Below are 19008 nucleotides of genomic sequence, written 5' to 3' on the forward strand. Positions count from 1 at the left end.
GCCCAAGGGATGGGTCGGGGCACAGAGGGGAATTCCCGGATGAAGAAGGCAGGGTTGACGCTCGCCGGTGTGGCCGTTCTGGGCACTGCGGCCGTCCGGCGCGGGCAGTCCGCGGGCGCGGACGATCAGCTCGGCGGCGCGGGCCGGGGCGCCGCCGCCGAGCATCACCACGTCGGTCAGCCCGTCCTCGCGGGCCTGCGCGCGCAGCTGTTCGGCACGGTCCAACACCGCGCGGCCGGGGCCGGGCTGCCCCGGCCAGCACAGCGGGCGGCCCTCCACGCCGGCGGTGGCCGCCGACGGCCACAGCGACGCGTCCTCCGAGGCGAGCCGGACCGGCACCTGGTCGATCCACAACCTGCCCAGGACCCGCTCGGCGGCCTCCTTCAGCGGACCGCGCGCGGTGATGGCCGTCTCCCCCGAGACGACGGCGGTGAAGCTCACGGTCTGCGCGCCCCCGCCACCGCGCGGACCGCCTCGATCAGCCGTCCCGCGCCGTCCACCGGGTTGCGCAGGTGCAGCCGGATGACAGGCAGCCGCCGCGCGCGCAGCGCTCGCAGCTCGCCGAGGGCGCGCGCGATCTGCAGCTGCGCCAGGCTGTAGGGGCGCCCGGGGACGGGGTGCGCGGCCAGCGCGTCCCCCGGCGCGGGATCGCCGGTGATGATCAGGAACGCGCCGTTGCCCGGGCCGTCCTTGTGCACCGGGCCGGTGGCGTGCGGGTAGCCGGGTCCCGGCCCGTAGGCGACGGGGCGCCCGGACGCGCGGGCCAGCGACGGCGCGAGGTAGCGCCCGGAGAAGTCGCCCGACAGGTACGTCATCACCGCGAGGTAGCCGTCGGACGGCACCGAGGCGACCAGGCCTCCGAGGACGGTCTGCAGCTCGGCGCCGGGCGGCCACGGGAAGTCGGCGTGCACCTCGATGTCGTCCTCGACGTACACCGGCCGCTCCGCCGTGAGCGACCCGCCCGCGACCGTGCGCAGCAGCGTGGCGGCGTCGTCCTCGGCTTCCTGGACGACCGTGCTGCCCGCCTCGAAGGGGTTCACGCCGAGCAGCCACCCGGCGACCGCCGTCGCGTACTCCCACATCAGGAACTGCGCGCCGAGCGGCGCCCACACCGAGGTGTCGGACTCGTCCTGCGCCGCCGAGCGCGGATTGACCGACACGCCGTGCACGTCGGGGAAGTCGCCCCGTCCGCCGGGCGGCTCGAAGGCCAGCACGCCGCGCCCCCGCTTGCCGGTGCCGACCGCGAGCAGCTGGGAGATCCACGCGCTCAGCGCGCCCGGCCCGCCCGGCTCGCGCAGCAGCACCTTGTCGCGGGCGAGGCCGCCCGGCCCCTGCTGCGCGCAGCCGCCGATGACGGCGCCGAGCAGCAGGCCCGGGTTGTCCTCGTTCTTGGACAGCGACGGCACCAGCGACGCCGCCTCCTCCAGGAGCCGGTCGGCGTCCGCGCCCGCCAGCACGGCGGGGACGAGCCCGTAGGCGGACAGGGCGCCGTAGTGCCCGGGCAGGTAGGGGTCGGTCAGCCCGATCCGGTAGCCGCACTGGCGGGCGAAGTCGTGCAGCGGGCTGCCGTGGTCGGTGATGACGAGGAACCGGCTCGCGATCTCCCGCTCCGACAGGCCCCGCTCCCGGAACGCGGCCGCGAAGATCCGGCGGTAGGCGTCGCCCTCCAGGGACACGCCCGCCTTGCTGGCCAGCACCACCAGCGTGCGGTCGAGCCGCTCCATCGCGAACGCGAGCGCGGCGGTGTCGCCGCCGTCCAGGACGGTCAGCTCGCCGGACGGCCGCTCGGCCGCGCCGCCTGCGCCCGCCATCGCGGGCGCCTGCGCCTCCACGATGGCCTGCGCGGCGAGGCTCTCCGCGCCGACGCCGATCAGCACGACATGGTCGAGGCCCGAGTACCGCGCCTCCGCCACCAGTCCGCCGACCTGGTTCAGCAGCCCGCGGGAGGCGAACGGCAGGTCGAGCCAGCCGAGGCGGCTGTGGTCGACCGCCCGCCGCCCCCACAGCTGGGGGTCCTTGGCGGCCAGCGCACCGGGGACGCCGCAGCTCACGAGGTAGTCCCGCGCCTGCAGCGCCGAGTCCAGCACGTCACCGCGCGTGAGTACGTCGAATCCTGACACCGTTCCCTCCCGGCCCCCATCGTTTCAGGAGAGAAAGGGCATTCGCGACCATCTCCATCGATCTTCTTGGTCGCGTCCCGGATCCGGCCGGTCGCGTTGAGTCGACCCGGCCGGACCCGGTCGGTCAGCCCAGTGCGGCCGCGAGCCGGTCGAGTCCCTCGGCGCGGTCGCGCAGGTGGATCCGGAAGGCGGGACGGCCGATCGAGCGCAGCACCCGCAGGTCGCCGAACGCCTGCGCGAGTTGCAGCTCGCCCAGGCTGTAGGGCTTGCCCGGCACCGGGACGTCGCCGGAGACGGAACCGGTGACCAGCAGGAACGCGCCGTTCGCCGGGCCGCCCTTGTGGTACTGCCCGGCCGTGTGCAGGCAGCGGGGCCCCCAGCCGAAGGTGACGGGGGCGGGACTGCGGCGGACCTTGGCGGCCCGCGCCGCCAGCAGCGGCCGCAGCTCCGCCGCCGCGGCGTCCCCGGTCCGGTCGAGGTAGGCCAGGAGCGCGAGGTAGCCGCCGTCCTCGACGTCCTCCAGCAGGACGTCCAGCGCCTCGGTGAGGGTCCGCGCGCCGCGCAGCGCGTCCTCGGGGGCGTGCACCTCGACGGCGCCCTCGACCAGCTCGGGGGGCCGGTGCACCACCGTCGGCGCGGCGCCCTCCTCCGAGCGCAGCAGCGCCGCCGTGCTCTCCCGCGACTCGCCGACGTCGGGCTCGGTGAACGGGTCGACCCCGATCACCCTGCACGCCACCGCGACCGCGTACTCCCACAGCAGGAACTGCCCGCCGAGCGGCCCGGCGACGCTCACTCCCGCCTCGCGCCCGGGGCCCGGCTCGTCCGGGCGGCGGCCCAGGATGACGCGCCGCAGGTCGCCGGTCAGCTCGAAGCCGGGCGCGTCGACGCCCTCCACCACGACCGGGAGCAGGCCCTTGCCGTCCTTGCCCATCGCCCCGGCGACCAGCTGCTCCGCCCACGCGGCGAAGCCGTCCAGACCGGACCCGAGGTCGGCGATCACCAGCTTGTCGCGGGAGCCGAGCGCAGAGGAGGCCAGCGCCGCGCCGAGCGCCAGCGCCGGGTTGTCGTAGGGCTGCCGCAGCACCGCCGCGAGCCGGGCCGCCTCGTCCAGCAGGGCCCCGACGTCCACCCCCGCGAGCGCCGCCGGGACCAGCGCCCGCGCGCCGAGCGCGCCGAACCGGCCGTCGACGTCGGGCTCGGCCGGGACGAAGTGGTGCCCGACCTCGCGGGCTGCCTGCTGGAGGCCGGAGCCCTCCTCGGCCACCACGACGAACCGGCGCGCCAGCTCGGCGCCCTTCAGCCCGGCCTCGGAGAAGGCGCGCCCGAAGACGCGCCGCAGCGACTCGGCCTCGACGCCCTCGTCCGCCACGACGACGAGCGTCCGGTCCAGGCCCGCGGCCAGGACGGCGGACACCTCGTGCGGGTCGGTGGTGTCGAGGACGGTCAGGTCCGCGCCCGCCGTCCGGCAGATCGCTTCCGCCGCCAGCGCCGGACCCCCGGACGCCGCCAGCACGACCCGGTCGAGCCCGGCGGAGCGGACCTCGCCCACCAGCTCCGTCAGCCCGTCGCACAGGTACCGCGAGGTCTCCGGCAGGCCCAGCCAGCCGAGCCGGCGGGCGGCGAGCGGGGCCGCGTCCGGTCCCCACAGCTTGGCGTTGCGGGACGCGAGCGAGCCGGGCACGCCGTCGGAGACGAGACGGTCCAGGACCGTCTCGCTCTCGTCGACGACGGCGCCGCGGATGGTGACCGAGATCCCCCCGGCGGTCACCACCGAGGTCACGCGCCGGCCTTCTTGGACTCCAGCTCGCCGGTGATGGTGTCGAGGAGCTCCTTCCAGGACGCCTCGAACTTCTCGACGCCCTCCTCCTCCAGCACCCGCACGACGTCGTCGTAGTCGACGCCGGCGTCCTTCAGCGCCGCCATGTGCGCGCGGGCGTCGTCGTAGGCGCCCCGGACGGTGTCGCCGCGGACCTGGCCGTGGTCGGCCTCGGCCACCAGCGTCGCCTCCGGCATCGTGTTGACCGTGCCCGGCGCGACCAGCTCGTCCACGTACAGGGTGTCGTTGAGGTCGGGGTCCTTCACGCCGGTCGAGGCCCACAGCGGCCGCTGGGGGCGCGCCCCGGCGTCCTTGAGCGCCTTCCACCGGTCGGTGGCGGTCTTCTCCTCGTACAGCGCGTAGGCGAGCCGGGCGTTGGCGAGGCCCGCCTTGGAGCGCAGCGCCTTCGCCTCGTCCGATCCGATCTTGTCGAGCCGCTTGTCGATCTCGGTGTCCACCCGGCTGACGAAGAACGAGGCCACCGAGGCGATCTTCGACAGGTCGTGGCCGTTCTCCCGGGCCTTCTCCAGCCCGGCGAAGAACGCGTCGATGACCTTGCCGTAGCGCTCCAGCGAGAAGATCAGCGTCACGTTCACGCTGATGCCCTCGGCCAGCACCGCCGTGATCGCCGGCAGGCCCTCCTCCGTTGCCGGGATCTTGATGAACAGGTTGGGCCGGTCCACCATCCACCACAGCGCCCGCGCCTCGGCGACCGTGCGGCGGGTGTCGCGGGCCACCCGCGGGTCGACCTCGATCGACACGCGGCCGTCCAGGCCCTCGGTCCGGTCGTAGACCGGGCGCAGCACGTCGCAGCCCCACCGGATGTCGTAGGTGGTGATCGCGCGGGACGCCTCCTCGACGTCCACGCCGCGCACCGCGAGGTCGCGGACCTGGTCGTCGTAGGCGTCGCCCTTGCTCAGCGCCTTCGCGAAGATCGTCGGGTTGGACGTGACGCCGACGACGTGCTTGTCCTTGACCAGCTCCGCCAGGTTGCCCGTGCGCAGCCGCTCCCGGCTGATGTCGTCCAGCCAGATCGACACGCCCTCGCCGGAGAGCTCCTTCAGAATGTCGCTCATCGCTCTTCTCCTCGTCGTCGTCTTCATCGCCCCGCCGGGGCGGGCGGGCGGCGTCCAGGGGTGCGCGGGCGCCGCCCGCCTCGCGGGCCGTGACTCAGTTGCCGGTCGTCTCGCCCCGCCCCGCGTGGCGCACGCCGGCCTTGATGAGGCTGGCCTTGGCCGCCGCCACCACCCGCTCGGGCGTGATGCCGAACTGCAGGAACAGGGTCTTGTAGTCGGCCGAGGCGCCGAAGTGCTCCAGGCTCACCGACTCGCCGGCGTCGCCGACGTAGCCGCGCCAGCCGAGCGCCACGCCGGCCTCGACCGACACCCGGGCGCGCACGCCCGGCGGCAGCACCTCCTGCCGGTAGGCGTCGCTCTGCTCCTCGAACCACTCCACGCACGGCATGGACACCACGCGGGTCGGGGTGCCCTCGGACTGCAGCGTCTCGCGCGCCTGCAGCGCCAGCTCCACCTCGCTGCCGGTCGCGATGATGATCACGTCGGGCCGCCCGCCCTCGGCGTCGGCCAGCACGTAGCCGCCCTTGGCGGCGCCCTCGGCGGAGGCGAGCTCGCCGCCGCGCTCCAGCGTCGCCAGCTTCTGCCGCGTCAGCGCCAGGCCGGCCGGGCGGTCGTTGTGCTGCAGGACCGTCCGCCACGCCACCGCGGTCTCGTTGGCGTCGGCGGGACGGACGACGTCCAGGCCGGGGATCGCCCGCAGCGCCCACAGGTGCTCGACGGGCTGGTGGGTCGGGCCGTCCTCGCCGAGCCCGATCGAGTCGTGCGTCCAGACGAAGGTGACCGGCAGCTTCATCAGCGCCGCCAGCCGGACCGCCGGGCGCATGTAGTCACTGAAGATCAGGAACGTGCCGCCGTAGGGGCGGGTGCCGCCGTGCAGCGCGATGCCGTTGCAGATCGCGGCCATCGCGTGCTCGCGGACGCCGAAGTGCAGCGTGCGGCCGTAGCGGTGGCCGGGGAACTCCTTGGTCTGGAACTCCTCCGGGATGAAGGACGGCTCGCCCTTCATCGTCGTGTTGTTGCTCTCCGCCAGGTCGGCCGAGCCGCCCCACAGCTCCGGCAGCACCGGCGCCAGCGACGCCAGCACCTCGCCGGACGCCGCGCGGGTCGCGATGGACTTGCCCGCCTCGAACTCCGGCAGCGCGCCCTCCCAGCCGGCCGGCAGCGTCCGCGAGGAGATCCGGTCGAACTCCGCGGCCCGCTCGGGGTTCGCGGAGCGCCACGACTCGAACGCCTTGCTCCACTCGGCGTGGTCCGCGCGGCCCCGGTCGGACACGGCGCGGGCGTGGGCCAGCACGTCCTCGGGGACCTGGAAGCTCTCGGCCGGGTCCATGCCGAGGATCTGCTTGGTCGCGGCGACCTCGTCGGCGCCCAGCGCCGAACCGTGGATCTTGCCGGTGTTCTTCTTGTTCGGCGCCGGCCAGCCGATGATCGTGCGGAGCGCGATGAAGGACGGGCGGGACGTGTCGGCCTTGGCCGCGGCGAACGCCTTCGCCAGCGCGGCGACGTTCTCCTCGTAGTCGCCGTCCTGCGTCCAGTCGACGTGGTGGACGTCCCAGCCGTAGGCCGCGTAGCGGGCGCGCACGTCCTCCGACAGCGCGATCGCGGTGTCGTCCTCGATCGAGATGTGGTTGTCGTCGTAGAGGAGGACCAGGTTGCCGAGGCGCTGGTGCGCCGCCAGCGCGCTCGCCTCGTGGCTGATGCCCTCCTCGATGTCGCCGTCGGACGCGAATGCCCAGACGGTGTGGTCGAAGGGGGACTCGCCCTCCGGCGCGTCCGGGTCGAACAGGCCGCGCTCGCGGCGGGCCGCCATCGCCATGCCCACGGCGTTGGCGATGCCCTGCCCGAGGGGGCCGGTGGTGGTCTCAACGCCCGCGGTGTGCCCGTACTCGGGGTGGCCGGGCGTGAGGCTGCCCCACTTGCGGAGCGACTTCAGGTCGTCCAGCGTCATCGGGTAGCCCGACAGGTAAAGCTGGATGTAGAGGGTCAGGCTGGAATGGCCGCAGGACAACACGAACCTGTCCCGCCCGGGCCAGTGCGGGTCCGTCGGGTCGTGCCGCAGGAACCGCTGGAAGAGAAGGTAGGCGGCCGGCGCGAGGCTCATCGCCGTCCCTGGGTGACCCGAGCCCGCCTCCTCGACCGCGTCCATGGCGAGGGCGCGGATCACGTCCACCGCGCGCCGGTCCTGGTCGGACCACTCAAACGTGCTGTTGTCCCTGCTCACGGAAACGCCAGGCTCCTCTCGAACCGATGTCAAAGAACCACTCTGTAATGTTGTGCGCCGGCGGCCCCGCAGACGACCCCACAAAGGACAACGCCCGGCGGTGCGGTGCCTCTTCCCCCGGCCCGCACGGCCGCACGGGCGCGGTCGCGAAGATCAAGCCCGCGCCCAGCCGCGAGCCTATCGCGCGGGAGGGCGGTCGCAGGCGGGGGCGGAGGACCGCTGCGCCGGGCCCGGGCCGCGACGCTTCATGCACCCTTGCCCGAACGCCCAGCGGACTAACCCCCCGCGCGGGTGATCCGACGGGGGATCCGAGGTCGCCCCGGGTACGGGCGGTGTGGCGGACATCGCCGCCCCGGCGCGTTCGGGCATCGCCAAAGGCGCGTTCGGTCATGGCCCCCCGGCGCGTTCGGGCATCGTCCGCGGCGCGTCCGGGCATCGTCCGCGGCGCGTCCGGCGACCCGGTGCGCGGCCCCCGCGGGGGGCGGACTACAGTGATTGCGCGGCTGACGCCAGCGGCCGCGGCAAGACGACCCAGCCGAAGTCGCACCCAGCCGAGGCCGGCCCGATCGCGGGGCACCGCCAGGGTGGTACCGATTTCCCATCCCTAGTCAGACGTGGACCCGATTGTGACGGTGCTCAGTAACAAGCGCGGGATCGACCTGGACGAGCAGGTGCCGGAGGCGCCCGAGTCCCGGCTCGCGCCGCCTCCCGCCGAGCGGGCCGCCCGGCGCGCGCCCGTCGCGAGCGTGCGCGCCTACGTGGCGCTGACCAAGCCGCGCGTGATCGAGCTGCTGCTGATCACGACCATTCCGGTGATGTTCCTGGCGGACCGGGGCGTGCCGCCGCTGTCCACCGTGCTGCTGACGCTGGCGTTCGGCACCATGTCCGCCGGCGCCGCCAACGCGATCAACTGCTACATCGACCGCGACATCGACGCCAAGATGCGCCGCACCCGGCGCCGCCCGCTGGCCCGCCACCAGGTCACCCCGGCCCGCGCCCTGGTCTTCGGGGTGACGCTCGCCGTGCTGTCCACGGCCGGGTTCCTGCTCGCGGTCAACCCGGTCGCCGCCGCCGGCTCGCTGTTCGCGATCCTGTTCTACGTCTTCGTCTACTCGCTGCTGCTCAAGCGGCGCACCTCGCAGAACGTCGTGTGGGGCGGCATCGCCGGGTGCATGCCCGTCCTCATCGGCTGGGCCGCCATCACCGGGAGCGTCGCCTGGACGCCGCTCGTCCTGTTCGGCGTGGTGTTCCTGTGGACGCCGCCGCACACCTGGACGCTCGCGATGCGCTACCGCGAGGACTACGCCGTCGCCAAGGTCCCGATGCTGCCGGTCGTGGCGTCCGAGCGCCGCGTCGTCGTCGAGAGCCTCGTGTACACCTACGCGACCGTCGCCTGCTCGCTGCTGCTGTGGCCCGTCGCCGGGATGGGCCCGGTGTACGGCGCCGTCGCGGTGGTGCTCGGCCTGGTCTTCCTGGCGGAGGGGCACCGGCTGCTGAAGGCCGTGCGCGCCGGGGTCACCGGCGTCCACCTGCGTCCGATGCGCTTCTTCCACCTGTCGAACGTCTACCTGGCGCTGCTGTTCACCGCCGTGGCGGTCGACCCGCTCCTCTACTGACCGGCGCTGGACCGGCCGGCGCTTGTCCTGACCGGAGCGCTTCCGCGCCCGGGAGCCGCCGGCGCCTTGGCGGATCGGTGCGACCTGCCGTTACGCTTCGCGGTATGGCGAGCATGGATCCCAAGGCGGTGCTCGAAGGCCGTGTCCCCGGGCGGCCTCCGGTCGGCCTGATCCTCGGCATGACCGTGTCCGGGCTGTGCGCCCTCGTCGCGCTCGGCACGGACGCCGCGCTCGGCGGGGCCGGGTTCTGGGTCGGGGTGCTCCTCGCGATCCTGCCGATCCCCGTGCTGATCGCCCTGGCCCTCACCCTCGACCGGCTGGAGCCCGAGCCGCCGCGCGCCCTCGCCTTCTCGTTCATGTGGGGCGCGGGGGTCGCCGTGCTGGGCGCCCTCGTGCTCAACACCGCCGGGATGCTGTACGTGACCGTGCCCATCTTCGGCGAGACGGAGGGCCACTTCGTCAGCGCCGCCGTCGGCGCGCCGATCATCGAGGAGACGCTGAAGGGCGCCGTCCTGTTCGGCATGCTGTGGTTCCGCCGCAACGAGATCGACGGATTCGCCGACGGGATCATGTACGCGGCCATGGTCGGGCTCGGCTTCGCCATGATGGAGAACGTCACCTACTACACGCGGGCGTTCGAGGACGGCGGCGCGCAGCAGCTCCAGGCGGTGTTCATCCTGCGCGGCCTGATCGCGCCGCTCAGCCACCCGCTGTTCACCTCGATGACCGGTCTCGGCGTCGCCTACGCGGCCACGCACCGGCGCGGCCAGATCGCCGCGCCGCTCGCCGGGCTGCTCGGCGCGATGGTGCTGCACGGGCTGTGGAACGGCGCCGCCGCGTTCGGGCTCGGCGGCCTCGGCATCGTCTACCTGCTGGACTTCTGCGTCCTGGTGGCGCTGATCGTCATCGTGTTCGTCGAGCGGCGCGGCACCGTCCGCCGCATCGAGACCTACCTGCCGATGTACGCGGGGACGGGCCTCGTGACGCCGCAGGACGTGCGGATGCTGCGCTCCATCCCCTCGCGCCGCGCCGCCCGCCGCTGGGCCCGCTCGGTCGGCGGCGCGCCCGCCGGACGCGCCATGGTCGACTACCAGCTCGCCGCGACGGAGCTGGCGCTGCTGCACAAGCGCGCCGACCGGGGCGTCGCGGACCAGCGCTGGTTCGTGGCCCGCCGCGACTCGCTGCTCGCACTGATGTCGCTGGCCAGGCAGGCGTTCCTGCGCACCCCGCCGCGTCCCGGGGCGGGCATGCAGGCCGGGCCGCCGTGGGCGCGGCAGGGCCCCTCGGGATTCCTTCCGCCGCGGCCGCCCGGCCCGTACGGCGCCTGACCCGCGGGCGCGGCCGGGGCGGCGCGGGCGTGGGCGGGGGCCGGGTCACGGCCACGGGGACCCGGCCATACGATTGGTGCCGTGGCAGAGCGAGAGTCGTCCAACCTCCTGATCCGGACCTGGAACGCCGTGTGGCGCCCGACGCCCGGGTCCCTGCGGCTGCTCGCGCTGATCGGCGTCATCGGCAACGTGGTGATCGTCGTCAGCGGCGGCGCCGTCCGCGTCACCAAGTCCGGGCTCGGCTGCCCCGACTGGCCGCGCTGCTCCGGTGACAGCCTCGTGCCGACCCACAACCCCGAGCACCACGTGCTCAACATGTCGATCGAGTTCGGCAACCGGCTGATCACCTTCGTGGTGCTGGGCGTCGGCGTGCTGGTGTTCGTCGCCGCGCTGCGGCTGCGGCCGCGCCGCCGGAGCCTGGTGTGGTGGGCGCTGGCCCAGCCGATGAGCGTGGTCGCCCAGGCGGTCATCGGCGGCATCGTCGTGCTGACCAAGCTGCACCCGGCGGCCGTCTCGCTGCACTTCCTGGTCTCGCCGGCCCTGCTGGTGTTCTGCGTCGCGCTCTGGGTCCGCGCGGGGGAGGGCGACGCGCCGCCCCGGCCGCTCGCCGGGCCCTGGACGCGCCGTCTCGCCGCCGCGCTGCTGGTCTCGTGCGCCGCCGTGCTCGTCGCGGGCACGGTCGTCACCGGCACCGGCCCCCACGCGGGCGACGCCGAGTCGCGCCGCTACGGCTTCGACATCACCGACGTCGCCCGGATCCACGGCGAGCTGGCCTGGCTCACCATCGCGCTGACGGCGCTCGCCATCGTGGCCCTGCACCGCACGGGCGCGCCCGCCGCGGCCCGCCGCCGCGCCCACGAGCTGGCCGGGCTGATCGTGCTGCAGGGCGCCGTCGGCTACGTCCAGTACTTCCTCGGCGTCCCCGCCGGCCTGGTGCTGCTGCACATGCTCGGCGCGGTGCTGATGTGGATCGCGGCGTTCCGCCTGTTCTTCGCGCTGCGCGACCGGGGCCCCGTCCCGGCCGCCGAGGCGTCGGCCCCGGCGGCCCCGCGGCCCGCCGAGGCGCCCCAGCCCGCCTGACCCGCGCTCAGGCCTTGCGCAGGAACGCGCGCAGACGCTCCAGCGGCCAGGTGTTGATGACGTCGTCGGGGGTCAGCCAGCCCCGCTGGGCGGTGCCGACGCCGTAGCGGATGTTGCGGTGGTGGCCGACCGAGTGGGCGTCGGTGTCGACGGCGAACTTCACCCCGAACCGCTTCGCGCGCCGGACCAGGTCGGCGGGCAGGTCGAGGCGGTCGGGGAAGGAGTCGATCTCCATCGCGGTGCCGGTGCGGGCCGCGGCGCGGAACACCTCGTCCCAGTCGGCGTTCACCGGCGCCCGGCGGCCGATGCTGCGGGCGGTGGGGTGCCCGATCACGTGGACGTGGGGGTTCTCGCACGCGCGGACGAGCCGCCGCGTCATGCTCGCCTCGTCCTGCGTGAAGTGGGAGTGGACGGAGGCGACGCAGACGTCGAAGCCGGACAGGAAGTCGGCGTCCCAGTCGACGCCGCCGTCGGGGTCGATGTTGAGCTCGGTGCCGTGCAGGAGCGTGAGGCCGGGGAACTGCTCCCGCAACTCGGCGATCCGCTCGCGCTGGGCGAGCATCTTCTCGTCGGTCATGCGCTGCATGACCAGGTTCGGCGCGTGGTCGGTGATCGCGTAGTACTCCAGGCCGCGGTCCCGCGCGGCGGCGGCCATGTCCTCCAGGGAGGCGACGCCGTCGGTCAGGTCGGTGTGGCTGTGCAGGTCGCCGCGCAGGTCCTCGACGGTCACCAGGCGGGGCAGTTCGTCCTTCAGCGCCGCCTCGATCTCGCCGGCGTCCTCGCGGAGGGCGGGGTGCACCCAGGGCAGGCCGAGGCGCTCGTAGACCTCCTCCTCGGTGCTGGACACGATCAGCTCGCCGGTGCGGGCGTCGAACAGCCCGTACTCCGAGAGCCGGAGCCCGGCCTTCACGGCGATCTCGCGGGTGCGGATGTTGTGGGCCTGGGAGCCGGTGAAGTACTGGAGCGCGGCGCCCCACGACTCGGGCGGGACGACGCGCAGGTCGACCTGCAGGCCTTGGGCGGTGCGGATCGAGGTCTTCTTGTCGCCGCCCGCGATGACCTCCGCGACGAACGGGAGCGCGGTGAACGCCTCCATGACCGGACGCGGGTCGCGGGAGGCGGCCAGCACGTCGACGTCGCCGATCGTCTCGCGCATCCGGCGCAGCGAGCCGGCGTGGGCGCAGCGCTCCACCTGGGGCAGCGCGGACAGGGCGGCGACGATCTCGTCGGCGACGCCCGCCGCGGTGTCGACCAGGACGCGCTCGCCGGAGCCGCGCATCAGCTCGATGCCGTGGAGGATGTTCTCCTCGGTCTTGGCGCCGAAGCCCTTGAGCCCGCGGAGCCGTCCCTGCTCGACGGCGGCGGCCAGCTCGTCGACCGAGGAGACGCCGAGCGCCTCGTAGACGGCGAGGGCCTTCTTCGGGCCGAGCGTGGGGATGGCGGTCAGGGCGCGGACCCCGGCCGGGATCTGCGTGCGCAGCTCCTCGACCTGCCGGATCGTGCCGGTGGTGTTGTAGTCGAGGAGCTTCTTGGCGATCGCGTCGCCCACCCCCGGGATCCGCCGCAGCCCGGCCAGGTCGAGGCCGGCGATGTCGCCGGGGTGCCCCGCGACCGCCCGCGCCGCCTTCTCGTACGCCCTGATCTTGAACGCGTCGCCGCCCGTGATGGCCAGTAGGTCGGCCAGTTCCTGGATGAGGGCCGCAGCCTCGTCGTTCGCCCGTGCCATGAGCCGAGTCTAGAAGCCGGGTACGACGGTTTCCGGCGCTCAGCGCAGGGGCGCGACGGGCCCGCCGGGCCGCTCGGTCCGGCCGCGCACGACCTCGTCGGCGATCGCCGCCACCTGCTCGTCGGGCAGCCGCCGGTAGCCGTCGGCGGTGACGACCGCGATCGTCGGGTAGATGCGCCGGGTCGGGTCGGGGCCGCCGGTGGCGCTGTCGTCGTCGGCCGCGTCGTAGAGCGCCTGGACGCAGACGGTGGCGGCGTCCTCCAGGGACAGGTCGTCCCGGTAGAGCTTCTTCAGCGCGCCGGCGGCGTACGGGGAGCCGGAGCCGTCCGCGTGGAAGCCGCGGGCCTCCTGCGGGGCGCCGGTGATGTCGTAGGTGTAGATCCGCGCCTCGCCGGAGTCGGGGTCGAGGCCCGCGAACAGCGGGACGACCGCGAGGCCCTGCAGGGCCTGCGCGAGGTTGGCCTGGATCACGGCGCCGAGGCGGCGGGCCTTGCCCGGCAGCGACAGCGGGACGGTCTCCATCTTCTCGTAGTGCTCCAGCTCCACTTGGAACAGCCGGACCATCTCCAGCGCCAGCCCGACGGTTCCCGCGAAGGCGACGGCGGAGTACTCGTCGGCGCGCTGCACCTTGTCGAGCTCGCGGTAGGCGATGCGGTGCCCCTGGGTGGCGCGCCGGTCGCCGGCCATCATCACGCCGCCCGGGAACGTCAGCGCCAGGACCGTCGTCCCGTGCGGCAGCTCGGGCGCGTCCCCCTCGGGCACCCGGTTGACGGGCAGCAGCTCAGGGGAGTGCAGGCGCAGGAAGTCGACGAACGACGCCGACCCCGCCTCGAAGAACTCGGGCGGAATCCCCTGGTCCTCGCTCCGGCCGATCACGGCGGCTCCTCTCCGGCTTGATGATCGCGACGTCCCGATCCTTCCACGCTGCCACACGGGGCCGCCACCGCTCAGGCCTCCGGCGCCTCGGGCGGCTCCTTCTGGCTCCGGGTCGCGCCCGCGCACGCGACGATCACGCAGCAGATCGCCACCCACTGGCGCGCCGTGAGGATCTCACCGAGCAGCGCCACCCCGACGAGCGCCGCCACGGCGGGCTCCAGGCTCATGAGGACCCCGAAGACGCGGGCGGGCATCCGCCGCAGCGCCTCCAGTTCGAGCGAGTACGGGATCACCGACGACAGCAGCCCCACGCCGAGGCCGATCAGCAGCAGGCGCGGGTCCAGCAGGGCGGTGCCCGCGGACGCCACGCCGAGCGGAAGGATCGCCACCGTCCCGACGACGCTGGCGAGCGCGAGGCCGGTGGAGCCGGGGAACCGCTTGCCGGTCGCGGCGGTGAGCACGATGTAGCCCGCCCAGCACGCCCCCGCCAGCAGCGCGAACGCGATGCCGACCGGGTTGAGGGCCCCGCTGCCGCCCCTGGCGAGCAGGACGACGCCGGCCCCCGCCAGCACGACCCACAGTGCGTCGCGGGGACGCCGGGAGGCGACGATCGAGACCAGGAGCGGCCCGAGGAACTCGATCGTGACCGCGACGCCCAGCGGGATCCGCGAGAACGACTGGTAGATCGAGTAGTTCATCAGCGCCAGCGCCAGCCCGAAGCCCGCGGCGATCGCGAGGCTGGAGCGCGAGTGGTCGCGCAGGACGGTCCGCAGCGCCTTGCGGGTCAGGAATCCCAGCACGACCGCCGAGGTCAGCAGCCGCATCGTCACGATGGCGCTCGGCGGCAGCCGGTCGAACATGTGCTTGGCCAGGCCCGCCCCGACCTGCAGGGAGATGATGCCCATCAGGATCAGCGCGGGCGGCGGCACCGACCCGAGGGACAGCCTCCGCGAGGACAGCGCCCGCGCCCAGGTGGGCCGGGCGGGGCGGGACGCGCCGCCGAACGAACCGGGCGCCTCAGACAGGGCCATGTGCTACTCCCACTTGAAGAAGCGGGCGGCCAGGAAAAGGCCGGCGGCGGCCCACACGGCGAGGACCGCCAGCGGTTTGCCGGGGAAGGCGGCGCCGTGCTGGAGGACCTGGCGCAGCCCGTCGGAGAGCGCCGAGATCGGCAGCAGCTCCAGGGCGGACCGCACCCCGGCGGGGAAGCGGTCCAGCGGGAAGACGACGCCGCCGAGGGCCAGCAGCAGGATGTAGACGAGGTTGGCGGCGGCGAGGGTGGCCTCGGCGCGCAGCGTCCCGGCCATGAGCAGCCCGAACCCGCTGAACGCGGCGGTGCCGAGCGCCAGCAGGACGACCACCGAGGCGGGGTCGCCGTGCGGATGCCAGCCGAGCGCCAGCGCCACCGCGCAGACCACCGCGGCCTGCACGGCCTCGACCGCGACAACGCTGAGCGTCTTGGCGGCGATGAGCCCGCCGCGCGGCAGCGGGGTCGCGCCCAGCCGCTTGAGGACGCCGTAGCGACGCTCGAAGCCGGTGCCGATGGCCTGGCCGGTGAACGCGGTGGACATCACCGCGAGGGCGAGGATGCCGGGTGCGAGGAAGTCGACGCGGCGGCCCGCGCCGAGGTCGACCAGGTCCGTGGCGCTGAACAGCGCGAGCAGCACCACCGGGATGATCAGCGTGAGCAGCAGCTGCTCGCCGTTGCGCAGCACGGCGCGGAACTCGTAGCCGGCCTGGGAGAGGATCATCCGCGGCAGCGGCGCGGCGCCCGGTGCGGGGGCGAGGTCCAGTGGGGCGGTCACGAGCGCAGCTCCCGTCCGGTGAGTTCCAGGAAGACGTCCTCCAGCGTGCGCCGCTCGATCCGCAGGTCCTCGGTCATGACGCCGTGCGAGGCGCACCAGGCGGTGACCGTGGCCAGCAGCTCGGGCCGGACGTCGGCCTCGATCAGGTAGTGCCCGGCGGGCGACTCCTTGGCGGCGCTCCCGGCGGGCAGGGCCGCGAGCAGCTCCTCCAGGCCGAGGCCGGGACGGGCACGGAAGCGCAGCTGGCGCTCGGCGCCGGTCAGCTCCTCGGGGGCGCCCTGCGCGACGACCCTGCCGCCGTCGACGATCACGACGTGGTCGGAGAGGCGCTCGGCCTCCTCCATGTTGTGCGTGGTGAGCACGACCGAGACCCCGGCGGCGCGCAGCTCGCCGATGAGCTCCCAGGTGGCGTGCCTGGCCTGCGGGTCGAGCCCGGTGGTGGGCTCGTCGAGGAAGACCAGCTCGGGCCGCCCGACCACGGCGACGGCGAGGGAGAGCCGCTGCTGCTGCCCGCCCGACATCCGCCGGAACGGGGTGCGGGCGTGTGCGGTGAGGCCGAGCCGCTCCAGCAGGGCGGAGGTGTCGAGCGGCGCGGTGTGGAACGAGGCGACGAGCCGCAGGAACTCGCCGGCTCGGGCGGTGCCCGGCACGCCGCCGGACTGCGGCATCACCCCGACCCGCGGGCGCAGGGCGCGCCCGTCGGCGGCGGGGTCCAGCCCGAGGACGCGGACGGTGCCCGCGTCGGCCCGCCGGAATCCTTCGCAGATCTCGATGGTGGTGGTCTTGCCGGCGCCGTTCGGGCCGAGCAGCGCGGTGACCGCGCCCCGGGCGGCGCTGAGCGACAGGCCGTCCACGGCCGTCACCGCGCCGTAGCGCTTGGCGAGGGAGCGCAGTTCGACCGCGCCGTCTCCGGGGGGTGTCATGGTGACGAGTTTAGGTCCGGGGCGCGACAGCTCCGCGCCCGGTCCCGGCCGTCCCCGCGTGAACTCGCGGTAAAGCCGGCCGGTGGAAGTCGATCTAGTTTCGCCGCCGCGCCCGGGGGAATCCGCGATCTGGGGGAGCCGCGGCGCCGTGGCCGGGCTCCGGGGAGGTGGGGATGGCGTTCCGCGTCGATTCGGAGGTCGGGCGGCTCCGGGAGGTACTGCTGCACCGGCCCGAGCTGTCGCTGAAGCGGCTCACCCCCTCCAACGCCGCCGGGCTGCTGTTCGACGACGTGCTGTGGGTCAGGCGGGCGGTGGAGGAGCACGAGGAGTTCGAGGACGTGCTGCGCGCCCAGGGCGTGCGCACGCACCTGCTGATCGACCTGCTGGGCGAGACCATCACGATTCCCGAGGCGCGCCGGCACATCCTCGACAGGGTGGTCGACCCGCACTGGTTCGGCCCGCTGGCCACCGACGCCATCCGCAACTGCTTCGACGCCATGGACGTGGCGGAGCTGGCCGCGTTCCTGATCGGTGGCATCACCAAGCGGGAGATGCTGGAGCGGATGCCCGAGCCGGCGTCCATCGCGTTCCACTCGATCGGCATGGACGGGTTCGTCCTGCCGCCGCTGCCCAACCACCTGTTCACCCGCGACACGTCCTGCTGGATCTACGACGGCGTCTCGATCAACACGATGCGCATGAAGGCCCGGATGCGCGAGACGGTGAACATGGAGGCGATCTACCGCTGGCACCCCCTGTTCGCGGCCGGGTACGACAGGCCCGCCGAAGGCGGGTACCACGTGTGGAACCGCGGCACCGCGATGGCGCCGGCGACGCTGGAGGGCGGCGACGTGCTGGTCCTCGGCAACGGCGGAGTGCTGGTCGGGATGAGCGAGCGCACGCAGCCGCAGGCCGTGGAGATGCTGGCCCAGTCGCTGTTCGCCGCGGGATCCTGCGACCGGATCGTCGCCCTGCGGATGCCGCGCAAGCGGGCGTTCATGCACCTGGACACGGTCCTGACGATGGTGGACCACGGCGTGTTCACCAAGTACGGGGGGATGGGCATGCTGCCGTCCCACACCGTGGAGCCCGGCGACAACGAGAAGGAACTCAAGATCAAGGATCATCCGGCGGAGGACATGCACCGGGCCATCGCCGCCGCGCTCGGGCTGGACGACATCAAGGTCCTCTCCCCGACCCAGGACGTGTTCGCCGCCGAGCGCGAGCAGTGGGACGACGGCGCGAACGTCCTGGCCGTCGCGCCCGGCGTTGTGATCGCCTACGAGCGCAACGCCACGAGCAACAACCACCTCAGCCGCAACGGTGTCGAGGTCATCACGATCCGGGGAAGCGAGCTCGGCCGGGGCCGCGGGGGTCCGCGCTGCATGAGCTGCCCCCTCGTCCGGGACGCCTGATGGCGGCCCGTCTGCGCGGGCGCAGCCTGCTCAGGGAACTCGACTTCGCCCCGGACGAGTTCGCGTACCTCATCGACCTGGCGGCCGACCTGAAGGCCGCCAAGCGCGGCGGGACGGAGACGCGGGCGCTGGCTGGCAGGAACATCGCGCTCATCTTCGAGAAGACCTCCACCCGCACCCGCTGCGCGTTCGAGGTCGCCGCGCACGACCAGGGCGCCCACGTCACCTACCTCGACCCCGGCGGGACGCAGATCGGCCACAAGGAATCGATCAAGGACACGGCGCGTGTCCTCGGGCGGATGTACGACGGCATCGAGTACCGGGGCTCCGGCCAGAGGCGCATCGAGGAACTGGCCGAGCACGCGGGCGTCCCGGTGTGGAACGGCCTGACCGACGAGTGGCACCCGACGCAGATGCTCGCCGACATGCTCACCATGCGCGAGCACAGCGGCAGGCCGCTGCACCAGGTCGCCTACGCGTACCTGGGCGACGCGCGCAACAACATGGGGCACTCCTACGTGGCGGCCGGCGCGCTGCTCGGCATGGACGTCCGCATCGTCGCCCCCCGCGCCCTCTGGCCCGACGAGGAGGCGGTCGTCGGGCCGTCCCGCGCGGTCGCGGCCGGGACGGGCGCGAGCATCACCCTCACCGAGGACGTCGCCGACGGCGTGCGCGGCGCCGACTTCGTCGTCACCGACGTGTGGGTGTCGATGGGCGAGCCGGCCGAGGTGTGGGACGAGCGGATCGCGCTGCTCACGCCCTACCAGGTCAACGCCGAGGTCATGCGCGCCACCGGCAACCCCGCCGCCAGGTTCATGCACTGCCTGCCGGCCTTCCACGACCGGGGGACCGCCGTGGGCGAGGAGATCTACCGCAGGACCGGCCTGGACGCCCTCGAGGTCACCGACGAGGTGTTCGAGTCCGAGGCGTCCATCGTCTTCGACGAGGCCGAGAACCGGATGCACACGATCAAGGCGGTCATGGTGGCGACGCTCGGCTGAGCCGG

At 73.8% G+C, this 19008-nt stretch carries 14 protein-coding genes and 1 pseudogene; 5 read left to right on the top strand and 10 right to left on the bottom strand.

The window, feature by feature from the left end:
- From AB0K37_RS23300 to tkt, 5 genes and pseudogenes are all read right to left on the bottom strand, one after another.
- Positions 1-441, bottom strand: a pseudogene (locus AB0K37_RS23300) (hypothetical protein); the annotation flags it as partial.
- Positions 438-2120 carry a phosphoheptose isomerase gene (locus AB0K37_RS23305; RefSeq protein ID WP_363984383.1) on the bottom strand — a complete coding sequence of 561 codons (1683 nt, stop codon included), beginning with the start codon at positions 2118-2120 and terminating at the stop codon, positions 438-440. The pseudogene AB0K37_RS23300 and the gene AB0K37_RS23305, both read right to left, overlap by 4 nt.
- A gap of 124 nt (positions 2121-2244) precedes the next feature.
- Complete coding sequence (locus tag AB0K37_RS23310; protein ID WP_363984385.1) at positions 2245-3900, bottom strand: glucose-6-phosphate isomerase; 1656 nt, start codon at positions 3898-3900, stop codon at positions 2245-2247.
- Positions 3897-5012: a transaldolase gene (gene tal / locus AB0K37_RS23315; RefSeq protein WP_363984387.1), complete on the bottom strand. Its 1116-nt coding sequence runs from the start codon at positions 5010-5012 to the stop codon at positions 3897-3899. Before tal ends, AB0K37_RS23310 begins: the two co-directional genes overlap by 4 nt.
- Before the next feature lie 94 nt (positions 5013-5106).
- On the bottom strand, positions 5107-7233 hold the full coding sequence (gene tkt, locus AB0K37_RS23320) for a transketolase (protein ID WP_363984389.1): 2127 nt from the start codon (positions 7231-7233) through the stop codon (positions 5107-5109).
- Positions 7234-7904: 671 nt separating this feature from the next.
- Between tkt and AB0K37_RS23325 the strand changes: the two genes are divergently transcribed.
- The 3 genes from AB0K37_RS23325 (at position 7905) to AB0K37_RS23335 (ending at position 11257) form a co-directional block, all read left to right on the top strand.
- Positions 7905-8849, top strand: a complete 945-nt coding sequence (locus AB0K37_RS23325) for a heme o synthase (RefSeq protein ID WP_363984424.1) — start codon at positions 7905-7907, stop codon at positions 8847-8849.
- A gap of 104 nt (positions 8850-8953) precedes the next feature.
- Positions 8954-10177 (top strand): PrsW family intramembrane metalloprotease, encoded by a 1224-nt coding sequence (locus AB0K37_RS23330; RefSeq protein ID WP_363984391.1) that lies wholly within the window; start codon positions 8954-8956, stop codon positions 10175-10177.
- Between the two features lie 81 nt (positions 10178-10258).
- Complete coding sequence (locus AB0K37_RS23335) at positions 10259-11257, top strand: COX15/CtaA family protein (RefSeq protein WP_363984393.1); 999 nt, start codon at positions 10259-10261, stop codon at positions 11255-11257.
- A 7-nt stretch (positions 11258-11264) separates the two neighbouring features.
- Here the strand turns inward: AB0K37_RS23335 and polX are convergent, their stop codons facing one another.
- From polX to AB0K37_RS23360, 5 genes are all read right to left on the bottom strand, one after another.
- Complete coding sequence (polX, locus tag AB0K37_RS23340) at positions 11265-12983, bottom strand: DNA polymerase/3'-5' exonuclease PolX (RefSeq protein WP_363984395.1); 1719 nt, start codon at positions 12981-12983, stop codon at positions 11265-11267.
- Positions 12984-13022: 39 nt separating this feature from the next.
- On the bottom strand, positions 13023-13859 hold the full coding sequence (gene prcB / locus AB0K37_RS23345; protein WP_345181036.1) for a proteasome subunit beta: 837 nt from the start codon (positions 13857-13859) through the stop codon (positions 13023-13025).
- A 71-nt stretch (positions 13860-13930) separates the two neighbouring features.
- A complete protein-coding gene (locus tag AB0K37_RS23350) occupies positions 13931-14890 on the bottom strand; it encodes an EamA family transporter (RefSeq protein WP_363984398.1) in 960 nt (319 codons plus the stop codon).
- A gap of 3 nt (positions 14891-14893) precedes the next feature.
- Entirely contained in the window at positions 14894-15610 is a 717-nt protein-coding gene (locus AB0K37_RS23355; RefSeq protein ID WP_363984426.1) for an ABC transporter permease, read from the bottom strand.
- Positions 15611-15660: 50 nt separating this feature from the next.
- A complete protein-coding gene (locus tag AB0K37_RS23360; protein ID WP_363984400.1) occupies positions 15661-16587 on the bottom strand; it encodes an ABC transporter ATP-binding protein in 927 nt (308 codons plus the stop codon).
- A 173-nt stretch (positions 16588-16760) separates the two neighbouring features.
- Here AB0K37_RS23360 and AB0K37_RS23365 point away from each other — a divergent pair, with 173 nt between their 5' ends.
- Positions 16761-18002, top strand: coding sequence for an arginine deiminase (locus AB0K37_RS23365; RefSeq protein WP_363984402.1), 1242 nt, complete (start codon positions 16761-16763; stop codon positions 18000-18002).
- On the top strand, positions 18002-19003 hold the full coding sequence (argF, locus tag AB0K37_RS23370; protein WP_363984404.1) for an ornithine carbamoyltransferase: 1002 nt from the start codon (positions 18002-18004) through the stop codon (positions 19001-19003). The genes AB0K37_RS23365 and argF overlap by 1 nt, the downstream gene beginning before the upstream one ends.
- Positions 19004-19008 lie beyond the last annotated feature (5 nt).

This window comes from Actinomadura sp. NPDC049753 (genome assembly GCF_040674655.1).
Lineage (GTDB): Bacteria > Actinomycetota > Actinomycetes > Streptosporangiales > Streptosporangiaceae > Spirillospora > Spirillospora verrucosospora.